Here is a 14,042-nt window from a genome sequence, read left to right as displayed (position 1 = left end):
GGACCCCATGTCCAGATATCGTATCGATCTCGTTGTATTTCTCGCGGGGCTCGCCGCGGCGTGCTGGATCGCCGTCGGTTACGCCGTCTCCAATGCGCTCGCGTTCGCCGTCACGCTGCTGATCGGCGTCTTTTATGTGCTGGGCGCGCTCGAATTGCGCCGCTATAGCCAGGCGACCACTACGCTGACGGGCGCGCTTGCTGCGCTGTCCGGACCACCGCCGAGCCTTGCCGCGTTTCTCGAACCCGTCCATCCGAGTCTGCGCAATAGCGTGCGGCTGCGCGTCGAAGGCGAGCGCGTCGCGTTGCCGGGACCCGCGTTGACGCCGTATCTGGTCGGCCTGCTGGTGTTGCTCGGCATGCTCGGCACGCTGCTCGGCATGGTGATGACGCTGCGCGGCACCGGCCTCGCGCTGGAGAGCGCAAGCGACCTGCAGGCGATCCGCGCATCGCTGGCGGCGCCGGTCAAGGGGCTGAGCTTCGCGTTCGGCACCTCGATCGCGGGTGTCGCGACCTCGGCGATGCTCGGGCTGCTGTCGGCGCTATGCCGCCGCGAGCGGCTCGAAGCGGCGCAACAGCTCGACGTGCAGATCGCGGCGACTTTGCGCGTGTACTCGCAGAGCCATCAGCGCGACGAGAGCTTCCGGCTGCTGCAACGCCAGGCCGAAGCGACGCCGCTGCTGGTCGAACGTCTGCAGACGATGATGAGCGCGCTCGAACAACAGAGCGCCGCGTCGAACGAGCGGCAGATCGCGAGCCTCGACGCGTTTTACGGCCGGACCGAAGCCGCTTATCTGCGTCTTGCCGGTGTGATAGAGCAGTCGCTGAAAGACAGCGTGGCCGGCAGCGCGCAGGCCGCGGGCAAGGCCTTGCAGCCGGTCGTCGAAGCGACGATGGCCGGCCTTTCGCGCGAAACCGCCGCGTTGCACGACGCGGTGACCCAGGCCGTGCAGCGCCAGCTCGACGGCATGTCGAGCGGTTTCGCGGTGACCAGCGCGAACCTCGTCGAGATTTGCAGCAGCGCGCTCGCCGGACATCGGCAGGCGAGCGACGAGTTGGCCGCGCAACAGCGCGCTTCGGTCGAACGCGTTGCCGAAGCGTTCGAACAGCGCTCGGCCGCGTTGCTCGACGGCGTGTCCCTGCGGCTCGAAGCGACGGCCAGCGGCATCTCGCAGGCGTGGGGCGACGCGTTGGCAAAGCAGCAAAGCGCGGGCGACAAGCTCGCCGCCAACAACGAGCAGGCGTTGGCGCGCGCCGCCGCGACGTTCGAACAGCATGCCGCGGCGTTGCTGAGTGCTGTGGTTAGCTCGCATACGAACTTGCAGACGGAACTGACTGCGCGCGACGAGCAGCGTTTGAGCGCATGGGCGGAGGCGCTCGACGCAATGGGCGCGAAGCTCGGCGAGCAATGGCGGCAGACGGGTGCGCAGGCCGCCAGCCATCAACAGCAAATCTGCGACGCGCTTGCACAGACGGCACGCGATATCTCCGCGCAGACGCAAACGCATGCCCGCGCGACGATCGCCGAAATCGATCGACTGGTGCAGGCCGCGGCCGAAGCACCGAAGGCCGCAGCAAACCTGCAAGCCGAACTCGCCGCGCGCGACGAACAGCGCTTCGCCGCATGGACCGAAGCGCTCGGTGCAATGACGGCGAAACTCAACGAGCAATGGCAGCAAACGGGTTCGCAAGCTGCAAGCCATCAGCAGCAAATCTGCGACGCACTCGCGCAAACCGCACGCGATATCTCCGCGCAGACGCAAACGCATGCGAGCGCGACGATCGCCGAAATCGATCGACTGGTGCAGGCCGCGGCCGAAGCACCGAAGGCCGCAGCAAACCTGCAAGCCGAACTCGCCGCGCGCGACGAACAGCGCTTCGCCGCATGGACCGAAGCGCTCGGTGCGATGACCGCAAAGCTCAGCGAACAATGGCAGCAAACGGGTTCGCAAACGGCGACCCGTCAGCAGCAGATCTGCGACGCACTCGCGCAAACCGCGCGCGATATCTCCGCGCAGACGCAAACCCACGCCAGCGCGACGATCGCCGAGATCGAACGCCTCGTGCAGGCGGCATCGGAAGCGCCGAAGGCCGCCGCCGAAGTCGTCGCGGAGCTGCGCCAGAAGCTCTCCGCCAGCATGGTCCGCGACACCGCGATGCTGGAAGAGCGCAGCCGTCTGCTCGCCACGCTGGAAACGCTGCTGGACGCGGTCAACCACGCGTCGACCGAACAGCGCAGCGCCGTCGATGCCTTGGTCTCGACGTCGGCGGATCTGCTCGAACGCGTCGGCAATCGCTTCTCCGAGAACCTCGAGCACGAGACCGGCAAGCTCGGCACGGTCGCCGCGCAGGTCACCGGCAGCGCGGTCGAAGTCGCGAGTCTCGGCGAAGCGTTCGGCGCGGCCGTCGGAATGTTCGGCGAAGCGAACGACAAGCTCGTCGCGCATCTCGAACGCATCGAAGCGGCGCTCGACAAATCGCTTGCCCGTAGCGACGAACAGCTCGCCTACTACGTCGCACAGGCGCGCGATGTGGTCGATCTCAGCGTGATGTCGCAGAAGCAGATCGTCGAAGACCTGCAGTTGCTGGCCGCGCAGCGCGCGACCGCCGGAGCCGACGCGGTATGAGCGAGGACATCGATGGCGGCGTGGAAACGGCCGCGCCGGTGTGGGCCTCGTTCGGCGATCTGATGTCGGTGCTGGTCGGCGCGTTCGTGCTGATTCTGGTGAGCGTGATCGGCATGCAGCTCGTGCTATCGAACAAGCTCGAGCAGGAGGTCAAGCAGCGCCAGGCCGAAACGCAGCGGCGCAAGACGCTCGAGCAGGCGCTCGCGGGACCGCTCGCGGCGGGGCGCGTGACGCTCGTCAATGGCCGCATCGGCATTAGCGGCAACGTGCTGTTCGCGCTGAACTCCGCGCAGCTGCAGCCCGAGGGCCGCGCGCTGCTAAAGAGCCTCGCCGGTCCGCTGTCCGCGTATCTGCGCGCGAGTGATCAGATCCTGATGGTCAGCGGCTTCACCGACGATCAACGCCTGCGCGAAGGCAATCGACGCTTCGCCGATAACTGGGAGCTGTCAGCGCAGCGCGCGTTGACGGTCACGCGCACGCTGATCGACGAGGGCGTGCCGGCGTCGTCGGTGTTTGCGGCGGCATTCGGCGCCGAGCAGCCGGTCAGTTCGAATGCCGACGAATCCGGCCGCGCGAAGAACCGCCGCGTCGAAATCGCGCCGGTGCCGCGGCCGTCGAGCGCGGCGACGGCGGAGAAGTCCGGTGCTTGACGACGCAATCGACGCGGCTCGCGCGACGCTCGATGCATGGCGCGCGAGCGGTGCGGATCGGCTCGATCCGCTGCGCTTTCATCTGCTCGACGCGCTTGCGCGGCGCGCGGCGCGGCACAGCGGCGAGACGCGACGGGTGATCGGGCAACGATTGGCGGCATTACTGGCCGAATATACGGCCGAGGTCGAGCGTGCGGCCGCGGCCGGGAGCGCGTTGCAAGCCACTCCGGTTGAAGCCGACGCGGCCAGCGACGCCACGCTCGCGGCGCTGATCGAACGGCTTGCCCGCCACCAAGCGCGGGCCGACGCTCCGCACGCCGCCGCCTATCCCGAACTCCCCGCGCTCGACTACTTCCGCGAAGTCTGGTCGAAAGTCCGCACCGAAAGGCAGTTGCGCCAGTCGCTCGCGCAGGTGCCCGGCAACGCGGGGCCGCTCAATTCGAGCAGCCTCGTGCATCGTGCGCTGTCGTTGATGCGCGAGCTGTCGCCGGGGTATCTGAAGCAGTTTCTGTCGTATGTCGATACGCTGTCGTGGCTCGAGCAGATGAACGGCGGCGCACCGGTCGAGAAGGAAGCGCCGCGCGCCGCGACGACCGCCAAGGGCGCTCGCAGGAAGGCGCGCTAACGCGCCAACGGCGGCTGGAAGCTGCTTGCGCCAAGCCGCCGGGCATTTCATCACGGCATTACCCCTCGTTGCTTGCCAGACGTTTCGTCTTCGCGCGCCGCGCGAGCATGTTCATCCCCTCGACGAACGCGGAGAACGCCATCGCCGCGTAGATATAGGCCTTCGGCACGTGCGAGCCGAAACCATCGGCGATCAGCGTCATGCCGATCACGAGCAGGAAGCTCAGCGCCAGCATCACGATGGTCGGATTGCGATCGATGAAACGCGCGAGCGGCTGCGCCGCGAACAGCATCACCATGATCGATACGATCACCGCGACGAACATGATCGGCAGGTGCTCGGTCATGCCGACCGCGGTGATGATGCTGTCGACCGAAAACACGATGTCGAGCAGGATGATCTGAGCGATCGCGGCGGCCACGGTCAGCTGTACGGTCGAGTTCGATTTCGCGGTGACTTCGTCATCGGGGATCATGTGCTGACGGATTTCGGTGGTCGCTTTCCACACGAGAAACAGGCCGCCAGCGACGAGGATCAGATCGCGCCACGAAAAACCATGATCGAACAGCGTGAACGCGACCGCGGTCAGCTTCGCGATCCAAGCGACGGTGCTGAGCAGAATCAGCCGCATCACCAGCGCGAGCAGCAGCCCGGTGCGCTGTGTGCGTGCGCGTTGCGCTTCCGGCAAGCGGTTGCTGAGGATCGAAATGAAGATCAGGTTATCGATGCCGAGCACGATTTCCATCACGATCAGCGTAACCAGTGCGGCCCAGGCGGCGGGATCGGCAACGAGTGCAAACAGGGAGTCCATGAGGTGGGGCAAGCGAGTGCGCCGCGAGCGGCGGAACCGCCATCATCGGCCTGTTCACGGTTCGAATGAACCAGTGCTAATCTGAACGACATTTCGGTTTTTTCGAAGTATCGGATCCGCATGCTCAACTATCGTCACCTGTACTACTTCTGGATCGTCGTGAAGGAGGGCGGCTTCGCGCGCGCGGCCGCGAGACTCGACATGGCCGTGCAGACGATCAGCGCGCAGGTTCGCGAACTCGAGAAAGCGCTCGGGCGCCAGCTATTGAAGCCCGCCGGGCGCGGCGTCGCGATGACCGAAGCCGGTGAGCAGGCGTTCAATCGCGCGGAGCAGATATTTCAGCTGGGCGAGGCGTTGCTCGACGAGATGCGCGAGACGAGCGGCGCGGAGTCGGTGCGGCTCGCGGTCGGTTTGTCGGATGGGATTTCGAAGCTCGCCGCGCATGCGTTGCTCGCGCCGGTGCTAGCCACGCCGTCGCTAAGGCTGCTGTGTCACGAGGGGGAGCCCGCGCAACTGTTGTCGGAGCTCGCGCTGCATCGGCTCGATCTGGTGCTCGCCTGTCAGCCGGCGCCGCACGGCGCGGACCTACGCGTGCTGAGCCAGCGCGTCGCGGGCTCGCCGGTCGACTGGTACGGGCCCGCGCAGATCGTGCGCAAGCCGGCGCGCGACGGCTTTCCGCACTGTCTCGCGGACCTGCCCGTGCTGCTGCCGACCCGCCACGGCGCACTGCGCGCGCGGCTCGACCGCTGGTTCGAGGCGCAGGGAATCAGGCCGCGCGTCGTCGGCGAATTCGAGGACAGCGCGTTGATGGCGGTGTTCGCGGCGCGCGGGCTCGGCGTGTTTCCACTGGCGGAGCTCGGCGCCGACGATCTCACGTTATTGCGGGGCTTGCGCTGGCTCGGCCGCGCGGACGGCGTCATCGAGGAGATTCACGCGATCCGCTCGCGGCGCGGCCAGCATCATGCGCTCGCGTCGCAGGTGATCGCGGCGGCGCAGTCGTGAGGGCATCTCACCGTCGCGGCGCGCGACGCGCCACGCGCGCGGCGCGCGCGCATCAGAACGCGTGGCGCATGCCCACCGTGACCGCGACCTGTGAATTCGTTGACCTCGTAGTTGTCGAGGCGCAGCGAGCCGCTGAGCGAGCCGGTGGCGTCGCCGGCCGCGCCGAGATAGCCGCCGGTGCCGAACGCGTCCAGCGGAGAAATAAAGCGGGGATTTTTCGAAAAACGGTGGCGGCGCAAACAACGAGGCGGCGAAGCTTACGGTGTTCCGGTGTGCGCCGGGTGAGGGCACGGCGAAATCGGGGGAAATACGCGCGAATCCGTGGTAATTCGCGCAAATCGGTTAGATACCGGAACGTGCTGAAAGGCGGCGGCCCGCCCTGGCCGCTTCATCGACACATGGCATAGTGACTGAACCCATCATCACCGGAGGCTGGCATGCGTATCCAGACATCCTTTCTTTTCGACCTCGACGGCACGCTCGTCGACAGCGTCTATCAGCACGTGCTGGCGTGGAAAGAGGCGCTCGACAGCGAGGGTATCCCGCTGTCCGTCTGGCGTATCCATCGCAAGATCGGCATGAGCGGTGGGCTGTTCACCGACCAGTTGCTGCGTGAGACCCACGGCGAGATCAGCGTCGAACGCGCCGAACGGCTGCGGCATGCGCATGCCGCAGCCTATTAGCGGATGCGCGCGCAGGTCTGCCCGCTGCCGGGCGCGCGCGAATTGCTCGCCGCGCTGACGCAAGCCGGCACGCCGTGGGCCGTCGCGACGAGCGGGCGGATGGAAACCGCGTCGCTGAATCTGGCGGCTCTCGGCGTCGATCCGGCCAAGGCGGTCGTCGTCACGCGCGACGACGTCAAATACGCGAAGCCCGATCCCGACCTGTTCCTCGCCGCGGCCGAGCGGCTCGGCGTGCCGATCGAGCACACGGTCGTGGTGGGCGACAGCATCTGGGACATGCTCGCCGCGCGCCGCTGCCGCTCGCTCGGCGTCGGCGTACTGTCGGGTGGCTACGGCACCGAGGAACTGGAGCGCGCGGGAGCGTTGCGCGTCTACGACGATCCGGCCGATCTGCTCGCGCATCTCGACGAGGTGGCGTCGCGGCCGTGAGCCTGGCGTCGCTCAGGGTTTGTTGAGGATCGGCGGCTCAGCCGGGGGCTGAGTGGGCCCCTGAGTGGGTCCCACTTTCGACGATTCGCGCACAAGCTTATCGGTCATCGCCGACGCGACCGGATTCGTGCTGCCGCGGCCGACACCCGGGCCAGGTCCGGGGCCATTGTCAGACGGCATCGGCACGGTGACGCCAGACGGCATCGGCAGCGACGGGTCGGGTTTCGCCGATTCCTTGACCAGTTGATCCGTTAGCATCGCGGCGACGGGGTTCGCGCCGTTCGGGTGCGTGTCGTCGCGCCGGCGGTCTTGGGTCGTCTGGTCGATGCGCGGCCCGTACTGTGGCCTCGATTGGGCTTTTTGCTGTGCGTACGACTGCGATTTCGAGCGCTCGCGCGCGACCGCGGCCGGATTGCCCACAGCCGGCGCTGCGTTGTCGATGCGGCCGCTGGCGATCTGGCCGGCATCGGGCGTGACGCTCGGCGCGGGGGCGGCCGCTGTTGCCGGGAGGGACTGTGCGGGAGCGGGTGCCGGAGCTTGCGCCTGAACTGGAGGCGGTGCCGGGGCGAGTGCCTGAGCCTGGGCCGGAGCGGGTGGTGCCGGAGCAGCCGACTCCGTCCGCGGGGCCGCCGATTGCGGCGCGATCGGGGCGTTGTTCGCGAGGTCCGCGGGCGGGCTCACCGGTTGCGCCGGCCTCATGCTGCCGCCAATGGCACGCGTCGTGTCCGTCTGCGGTTGCGATTCCACCGTGCCGGTGACGCTGCGAGTCACCGAGCCGGTCACGGCCGGCACCTGATCGTCCCTGGGGTACAGCAGATAACCGGCGACGCCCGCATCGATCACGAGCAGCCCAACTATCATCATCTTCCCGGTATTCGTCATATCTAAGCAACAACCATTAAGCAACTGCGATTGGCTGATGATAAACGACCATTTCGCCAGCGACGCTTCTCGTCGGCATATTGCGACGCGTCATGATGGTAGATGTCTGATCGGACCTGGCACCGGAACGGTGCGCGCCTGCCGCGATAGGCCTTGGCCGGCACTAGGGAAGAGGGCATTTTTGCCGTGTGCCGCGGTTTTTTTTTCGATCAATCAGTCGCGCCGCATTTGCGCGGTAGGCGCCTGCAGGAAAGCGATTTAAGTTGTGCCGCCAATGCCCGGAGCCTGTACTATACGAACCATTGCAGACGACCGGCTGCCACAGTTCGATTGTCCGGCGTGTAAATGTGACTTGCAGCGACTGGCTCGCAGTGCACATGCCGGCAGGCCCGCCAGACCGGGCCATCCGAGATGCACGAACAGCGTCGATAGCGGCGACGGCAGGCGGTGACCGGAAGTAGCGACAAGAACCCATTGATCATGCGGACCCGCGGGCGAGACATGCCCGGCATACCTTGGGCAGTCGCTTTGCGAAACGCCAGATCAACCAACCGACCGGTCGGTCTGGCGCGTTCGCGGCGGCGTGGGAAACACGTGAAGATATGAACAACTTTATTCGACCTCCCGTTTTTTATCCGTCCACGGTGGTTTTCGTCGACGACAACGACAGCTACCTCGACGCGCTTCGCCGGTTTTTTCCGGGCACCTACACGAACCTGTTTTTCACGCGGCCGCAAGCGGCCCTCAACTATATCCGCCAGCACGCGCGCGAGAATTCGCTCGAATTCGCGGCGGCGTCGGCGTGTCTGAGCGAGCCAGGTGTCGAGCGCTTCGTCGAGACCTCGGCTGAACGCGACATCGTCGCGCGGCCGTCGCGCTTCGAGGAAGTGGCGGCGGTCGTCGTCGACTACGACATGCCGGGCATCGGCGGCGTCGAATTCCTGTCGTCGATCTCGCATCTGCGTTGCGCGAAGGTGTTGCTCACTGGCGTCGCCGATGAAACCGTCGCGGTGAAAGCGTTCAACGCCGGCATCGTCGATCTGTACTTGCGCAAGACCGATGCGGATTCGGCCAATCGCCTCACCCATTTCCTGAAGGACGCAAAGAGCCGCCATTGCGGGGAGTCGGGCTGGCTCGCGCTCGGTGAAAACGGCATGACCTACTGCGATCCGCGCACCCGCAAGGTGATCGACGAAGTGGTGGCCGCGCAGGGCATCGTCGAGTATTACTGGCGACCCGAGCAGAACGTGATCCTGATGTTCGACGCCGCGGGCAACCCGAGCGTATTCGTCGCGTGGGCCGAGAACGACTGGATCTCGCAGGGCGAAATCGTCGCCGACGAGGGTGGCCCGTCCGACCTGCTGCGCCAGCTCGCCACGCGCGAGGTGATGCCGCTGTTCTGGCCGGACCTCGCGTATCGTTCCGGCATGAAGTTCCGGTCGCTGACGCCGCAAAGCATTCCCGGCTGGGACGACGCGTTCTTCGGCTGGACCCGCATCGAGCCGGGCGAGGTCGGCCTCGATCTCGTCACGTTCGCGCAGTGGCGCGCTGAGCGCAATCGCTGAGCCGTGGTAGCGCACCGGGCGCGGTGCTTCGTGTCGCCGCGCTAATGGCCTGCGTGTTCGCGGAGAAAATCGCATACAGCCTTGTGCATGGCCTGCACGCCTGGGCTCGTTTCGAGCGCGCGCCAGCATCCATGCACGAGCCCCGTGCTGATCAGCAGCCGGGCATCTCCACCAGCCTCGCGAATCCGCTCGACGAACACGCGCGCGTCGTCGCGTAGCGGGTCGTGCTCGGCGCCGATGGCCAGCGTCGGCGGCAGTCCGTCGAAGCGGCTTGCGGCGAGCGGGATCGTCCATGCGGGGCCGGGCGTGCGGTCGCCTTTCTCTTCGTCTCTTGCTCCGCTGTTTCTCCCGCTTGTCCCCCAGTACGCGTTGCGAAACTTATGCACGTCCGCGAGCGTCAGCATCGGCGCATTGGCCTCGGTGTCGCGCGCGGGTAGTTGCGGCTCGGTGCCGAGCATCGGATAAACCAGCGCGATGCCGCGCCCCCGCTCACGCCGTCGTCGCGCAAGCGCAGCGCGACGCTTGCCGCGAGCGTGCCGCCGGCGATAGCGCCGGCGAGTTGCAATCCGGCGTGGTCAGGCAGATCGAATGGCAGGCGGTCGTTCAACGCGGCACGCGTGATCTCTAGGCAGTCGTCGTGCGCGGCCGGCGCGCGATGCTCAGGCGCGAGCCGGTAGTCGACCGCGATCACGTCGAGGCCGGTGTCCGCGGCGAGGCGCGCGGTCACCATCTGATGACTGTTCAGCGAGCCGAGCACGAATCCGCCGCCATGAAAATACAGCACCGTGCCGCGGTTCGTGCCGTGTTCGCTTGCCTTCGCTCGATGCCGGTAGAGCCGAAGCGGGATCGCATGGCCCGCGTCGGTGCGAAAGCCTGCGTCCTGTGTGGTGAGTTCGCTGGGCAGCGGCGGCGTCAGCGTGGCAGCGTAACGGTCGTACAGTTCGCGCTGCTCGCGCGGCGTCATCGCCGCGTGATGCGACGGATAGAGCGCACTGGCCCGTTCGATAAACGCGGCGATTTCCGGCTCAAGCATGGTCACTCCGTTCGGGTAGTGCTTCCCGCTGCGTTGCGCAGGGCAATGCGATCGCACGTCCCGCGAAACGCGCCGGCCGCAATGCCGCATGAGATTGCGCGAGTTCGTGAACGCGCGCTTTGACGTCCGGATCGAAAGCGACGCCGCGCGGTCCGCTGGTATCGACGTGCAGCAGCATCTGCTCGCCAGCGGCGACGGGGCCGGTGCGCTGGCTTTGCGTCGCGTCCAGCGCAAACATTTCGAAGTACACATGCATACGTTTCGCGTCGTATCCGAGCACGCGCATGTCGACACGCACCGGCGTGCCTTGTTTGATTTCATGCAGATAGTGGACATGCGCTTCGAGCGTGTAGATCGATCGATGCCGCTCTTTGCGCACCGCATCGGGCAGGCCGATCAGATCGATCAGCTCGTCGGTCGCGAGACTGAAGATCAGCAGGTAGAACGCGTCGCGCATGTGGCCGTTGTAGTCGACCCATTCGGCGCGCACGCTGTCGCGGTAAGACGGCAGGGCAACGGGATGCGACATGAGCGTCTATCTCCTCGATCGAATGCGATGGCTGTGGCGCGTCGTTTGGCGTTATCAGTGTAGTTCATCGCGTTGACGCCGCGCCGGAACGTGGTGACTTCGAATTGTGGTCGCTATGGCAACAGTGAATTCATGGTTCAGGGCTTACTACGCGGCCTGACCGGCTCCTAAACTGGTTTTGCTGCCGCGCGAGGCTCCGCGGCAATCGGATGAAGCCATCTCTGGAGGTTGGAAATCATGAAGTCCATCAGGTCGCTGATCGAAGCTGGAGTTATCGTCGCGCTCATTTCCGTGCCGTTCGCGGCGTTTGCGCAGTCGAATCAGGCCAATCAGCCGCCCTCGCGCGCGCAGGTGCACGATCCGTCCAACGCGAGTCCGATGGACTATCCGGCCAATATCCAGGCGGCCGAAGCAAAGGTCGCGGGGCAAAACCAGGCTGCGCAGAACAGTGGCTACGGTGCGCCGTCGAATGGTTCGTCGCAGCGCGGCGGTCGGACCGATTTCGCGCCGACTTCTTATTCCGTGCCGGTGGTGAATTACACGCGTTGACTACACATCGTGAAATGCCCGAATTCGCGACCGTCGCTCAGCGTGACTTCGGCGATCGCACCGACCCGCGATATGCGTGAAGCAGTGCGGAGAACCGCACCGGCAGGACGACAAAGGGTTCTATCGACAGCGGGATCGACGAAGAGGGAAGGAAAGACCGCAGGGCGGTCGGAAGCCCGTGATTATTCCAGCAGATGCACGGCGGCAGGAAGGGGACGACGCAGCAGCGCTGCGTCAGTTGACAGGCGCGTCCAGCGGCGAGTCCGGGCCCGCACCGGCCGGAGCATCGATCGAACCCGTCGCGAGCGCAAGCGCCGCCGCCGCCGACAGCGCGCCGCTATAGCTGTCCGCGTAGGCATTCTTCGCGGCCAGCAACTGGTTCTGCGCGAGCAGCGCATCGGTGATCGAACCTACGCCGTGGCGATAGGCGTCGAACGCGGCGTCGTAGCTCGTTTGCGCGGCGGTGAGCAGTTCCTTCGCGGCGGTGTGCGCGCTCAGGCTCGTTTGCAGCGCGTTCTGCGCGCCGACGATCTGCCGCACTGCCTCTTCGCGACTGTGCGCGAGACGGGTCGATGCGCTGTCGGCGTCGTTGCGTGCCTGTGCGAGCACGGCCGAGCGGAAGCCACCGTCATACAGCGGAATCGACACGCCGAGCACCACGGTGCCGCCATAACGGTTGCCGCTCAGATTGACGGTCGGCAATTGCTGGCCGATCCCTGGCACCGCCGAAATCGACGAACTGTTCGTGTTGTACGCCGCCGACGCCGACAGGAACACTTTCGGCTTGAAGTCGGACTCGGCCGCCTTGATCTTCGCAAGGTTCGCGCGTTCCGCCGCGTAGGCGCTCAGCACGTCCGGACGCCGCGCGATCGCCGTGGCCACGATCCGGTCGATCGGCTCGCTCATCGCCGGCGATAGTGTGTGGGTAGGCATGTCGGCGATCGCGGGTTTGGCGAGTGGAGAGATGCCCATCGCGGAGATTAATGCGAGGTAACCGTTGCTTTCGGCCCCCTCGGCTTGCACGAGGCCGAGTTTTGCCTGCGCGAAGTTCTGACGAGCCTGGGCCACTTCGATCACGGTGCCCACCCCACGCTGATAGCGCGATTGCGCGGCGGACAGAATCGCGTCGGCGTTCGCGACACTTTGCTTTGCGGTGCCGAGGCGAGCGCGGGCGCTCTGGTACGCGTAGAACGCGACGCTGACGTCGTAGATCACCTGCTGATGGATTGCGGTGAAGCCGATGTTGGCGACCACCGAGGCCTGCGATGCGGCCTCGACACGTGCGGCCCGCCCGCCGAAATCGAACAGCAGCCACTCCAGCGACAGCACCGAGGTCACGCCGTGCGTCTCGCCGCTGATCGACGCTTGACCGAGCTGTGACGTGTCCGAAATTTTGCCGCCCGTGTAGTGAGCCATCGCCGCGACCGACAATTGCGGCAGATAAGCACTCTTCGCGATGCCGGCCGCGAGCGCCACGTTGCGCGCATCGTTCCACGCGATGCGGGTCAACGGATTGGCCGACTCCGCGATGTCGATCAACTCGGGCAGTTCGTACGCGTGCGTGGGATCGAGCGCGGGTGGCGGCGGCACGGCGGCGAGCGCCGGATTGGCGGGCAGCCGATAGCGGGGCGTGGTCGACTCCGACGGCGCGCCCGGCGCGTGTGCGCCCGGCACGATGGCGCCGGCTGCATCGGTCTGTGGCTGCCACGGCGTCGCGGAGCTGTCGGGCGCCATGTCGAGCGATGAAGTCGCGCACCCGCTCAAGCCTGCCGCGACGAATATCGCCAGCGCGATGGGCGGGTTGAGTCGACGCATGATTCGACTACTCCTTTGCCGCGTCGGCGGACGCCGCGCGTTCGAATTCGTCAAGGCGTGCGTCGCCGAGACTTTGCAGCGCGGCGCTTGGCGGGTCGGTGACGTCAGGCGCCGGCCGTTGCGTCGTGGTCGTTGCATCGACGCGGGGCGGTTGCCCATGCGCGACGGCCGCGAGCCGTTGCAGCCAGCCTTCGATCGTCGCGGCGGCGGGCTGTCGTTCGACGAGCAGCAGCATCGGCGCTTCGAGCGCGGCGAGGCCGGCCAATTCGCGGTGGTGCGCGGTGAGCCACTGTGGTCCGGGCCGTACCCACGACGGCTCGTAATGCATCAGCGCAACATCCTCGCGCAGCGCGCGGCCGCGGGCCAGCGCGGCCGCCACGTCAGCGCGTCGCTTGCCGGCGTACCCGGGCGAGGCAAGGCGTGCCCATTGCTCGCGCAGTGCGGCCAGCGCCTGTTCGACGCGCGCGGCGATGCTGACCGGCCACACCCGTGTGAACACCAGATAGACGACCAGGTTGCCGATCAGGATGCCGATCGTGCGATCCCGCGCGATCGTCAGATCGAAGGCGGGCTCCGCGCCCTGGATCACGCAGAGGAAGAACGCGAACGCGATCTGAAAACCCGCATACGCAATGCGCGGCGAGCCGAACGCAACCCACGCCGACAAGCCCGCGCCGATCGCCACGACCGCCATCAACTCGCCGATCGAGGTCAGCGCGGGCATCAGGAACACGATCGCTGCGGTGCCCGCGAGCGCGCCGGCGATACAGCCGGCGATGCGCAGCGCCAGTTTCTCGACGGTCTCGGCGGTGCTGCCGAGTGACACGACGTAGACAGTGATGA

At 66.4% G+C, this 14,042-nt stretch carries 11 protein-coding genes and 2 pseudogenes; 7 read left to right on the top strand and 6 right to left on the bottom strand.

Annotated features, from left to right (window positions below; translation table 11 throughout):
• Positions 1-7 precede the first annotated feature (7 nt).
• The 3 genes from AB4Y34_RS20920 to AB4Y34_RS20910 are packed head-to-tail and all read left to right on the top strand — an operon-like array spanning position 8 to position 3,901.
• Positions 8-2,626 (top strand): DUF802 domain-containing protein, encoded by a 2,619-nt coding sequence (locus tag AB4Y34_RS20920; protein ID WP_368717090.1) that lies wholly within the window; start codon positions 8-10, stop codon positions 2,624-2,626.
• Complete coding sequence (locus tag AB4Y34_RS20915; protein ID WP_176106590.1) at positions 2,623-3,276, top strand: OmpA family protein; 654 nt, start codon at positions 2,623-2,625, stop codon at positions 3,274-3,276. The genes AB4Y34_RS20920 and AB4Y34_RS20915 overlap by 4 nt, the downstream gene beginning before the upstream one ends.
• Positions 3,269-3,901, top strand: a complete 633-nt coding sequence (locus tag AB4Y34_RS20910; RefSeq protein ID WP_368717089.1) for a DUF2894 domain-containing protein — start codon at positions 3,269-3,271, stop codon at positions 3,899-3,901. The genes AB4Y34_RS20915 and AB4Y34_RS20910 overlap by 8 nt, the downstream gene beginning before the upstream one ends.
• 58 nt (positions 3,902-3,959) lie before the next feature.
• Here the strand turns inward: AB4Y34_RS20910 and AB4Y34_RS20905 are convergent, their stop codons facing one another.
• Positions 3,960-4,712, bottom strand: a complete 753-nt coding sequence (locus AB4Y34_RS20905) for a TerC family protein (protein WP_368717088.1) — start codon at positions 4,710-4,712, stop codon at positions 3,960-3,962.
• A 120-nt stretch (positions 4,713-4,832) separates the two neighbouring features.
• On the opposite strand from AB4Y34_RS20905, the gene AB4Y34_RS20900 reads away from it, so the two are divergent.
• Together AB4Y34_RS20900 and AB4Y34_RS20895 are read left to right on the top strand one after the other, a co-directional pair.
• Positions 4,833-5,714, top strand: coding sequence for a LysR family transcriptional regulator (locus AB4Y34_RS20900; protein ID WP_176379305.1), 882 nt, complete (start codon positions 4,833-4,835; stop codon positions 5,712-5,714).
• A gap of 437 nt (positions 5,715-6,151) precedes the next feature.
• Positions 6,152-6,826: pseudogene (locus tag AB4Y34_RS20895) on the top strand (HAD family hydrolase).
• A 12-nt stretch (positions 6,827-6,838) separates the two neighbouring features.
• On the opposite strand, the gene AB4Y34_RS20890 reads toward AB4Y34_RS20895, so the two are convergent.
• A complete protein-coding gene (locus AB4Y34_RS20890; protein WP_368717087.1) occupies positions 6,839-7,690 on the bottom strand; it encodes a hypothetical protein in 852 nt (283 codons plus the stop codon).
• Between the two features lie 620 nt (positions 7,691-8,310).
• Between AB4Y34_RS20890 and AB4Y34_RS20885 the strand changes: the two genes are divergently transcribed.
• Complete coding sequence (locus tag AB4Y34_RS20885; RefSeq protein ID WP_176365993.1) at positions 8,311-9,273, top strand: response regulator; 963 nt, start codon at positions 8,311-8,313, stop codon at positions 9,271-9,273.
• Between the two features lie 41 nt (positions 9,274-9,314).
• Here the strand turns inward: AB4Y34_RS20885 and AB4Y34_RS20880 are convergent.
• A pseudogene (locus AB4Y34_RS20880) lies at positions 9,315-10,306 on the bottom strand (alpha/beta hydrolase).
• A complete protein-coding gene (locus tag AB4Y34_RS20875) occupies positions 10,299-10,835 on the bottom strand; it encodes a thioesterase family protein (RefSeq protein WP_368717086.1) in 537 nt (178 codons plus the stop codon). Before AB4Y34_RS20875 ends, AB4Y34_RS20880 begins: the two are co-directional and overlap by 8 nt.
• A 237-nt stretch (positions 10,836-11,072) precedes the next feature.
• Here AB4Y34_RS20875 and AB4Y34_RS20870 point away from each other — a divergent pair, with 237 nt between their 5' ends.
• Positions 11,073-11,384, top strand: coding sequence for a hypothetical protein (locus AB4Y34_RS20870; RefSeq protein WP_368717085.1), 312 nt, complete (start codon positions 11,073-11,075; stop codon positions 11,382-11,384).
• A 234-nt stretch (positions 11,385-11,618) separates the two neighbouring features.
• Here the strand turns inward: AB4Y34_RS20870 and AB4Y34_RS20865 are convergent, their stop codons facing one another.
• Together AB4Y34_RS20865 and AB4Y34_RS20860 are read right to left on the bottom strand one after the other, a co-directional pair.
• The gene (locus AB4Y34_RS20865) at positions 11,619-13,199 is read right to left on the bottom strand and encodes a TolC family protein (protein WP_368717084.1); all 1,581 of its coding nucleotides are present in this window, start codon (positions 13,197-13,199) and stop codon (positions 11,619-11,621) included.
• A gap of 7 nt (positions 13,200-13,206) precedes the next feature.
• Positions 13,207-14,042 (bottom strand): FUSC family protein (locus AB4Y34_RS20860; RefSeq protein WP_368717083.1); only part of this gene is annotated, 836 nt, incomplete at its 5' end.

The sequence above is a fragment of the Paraburkholderia sp. BR10954 genome, from assembly GCF_040965775.1.
GTDB classification, from domain to species: Bacteria; Pseudomonadota; Gammaproteobacteria; order Burkholderiales; family Burkholderiaceae; genus Paraburkholderia; species Paraburkholderia youngii.
This window is presented reverse-complemented; position numbering and strand designations above follow the sequence as displayed.

Coding starts and splice junctions, on each gene's coding strand:
- AB4Y34_RS20920 (WP_368717090.1), top strand. CDS start 8: ATGTCCAGATATCGTATCGATCTCGTTGTATTTCTCGCGGGGCTCGCC.
- AB4Y34_RS20905 (WP_368717088.1), bottom strand. CDS start 4,712: ATGGACTCCCTGTTTGCACTCGTTGCCGATCCCGCCGCCTGGGCCGCA.
- AB4Y34_RS20865 (WP_368717084.1), bottom strand. CDS start 13,199: ATGCGTCGACTCAACCCGCCCATCGCGCTGGCGATATTCGTCGCGGCA.
- AB4Y34_RS20885 (WP_176365993.1), top strand. CDS start 8,311: ATGAACAACTTTATTCGACCTCCCGTTTTTTATCCGTCCACGGTGGTT.
- AB4Y34_RS20890 (WP_368717087.1), bottom strand. CDS start 7,690: ATGATGATAGTTGGGCTGCTCGTGATCGATGCGGGCGTCGCCGGTTAT.
- AB4Y34_RS20900 (WP_176379305.1), top strand. CDS start 4,833: ATGCTCAACTATCGTCACCTGTACTACTTCTGGATCGTCGTGAAGGAG.
- AB4Y34_RS20870 (WP_368717085.1), top strand. CDS start 11,073: ATGAAGTCCATCAGGTCGCTGATCGAAGCTGGAGTTATCGTCGCGCTC.
- AB4Y34_RS20875 (WP_368717086.1), bottom strand. CDS start 10,835: ATGTCGCATCCCGTTGCCCTGCCGTCTTACCGCGACAGCGTGCGCGCC.
- AB4Y34_RS20915 (WP_176106590.1), top strand. CDS start 2,623: ATGAGCGAGGACATCGATGGCGGCGTGGAAACGGCCGCGCCGGTGTGG.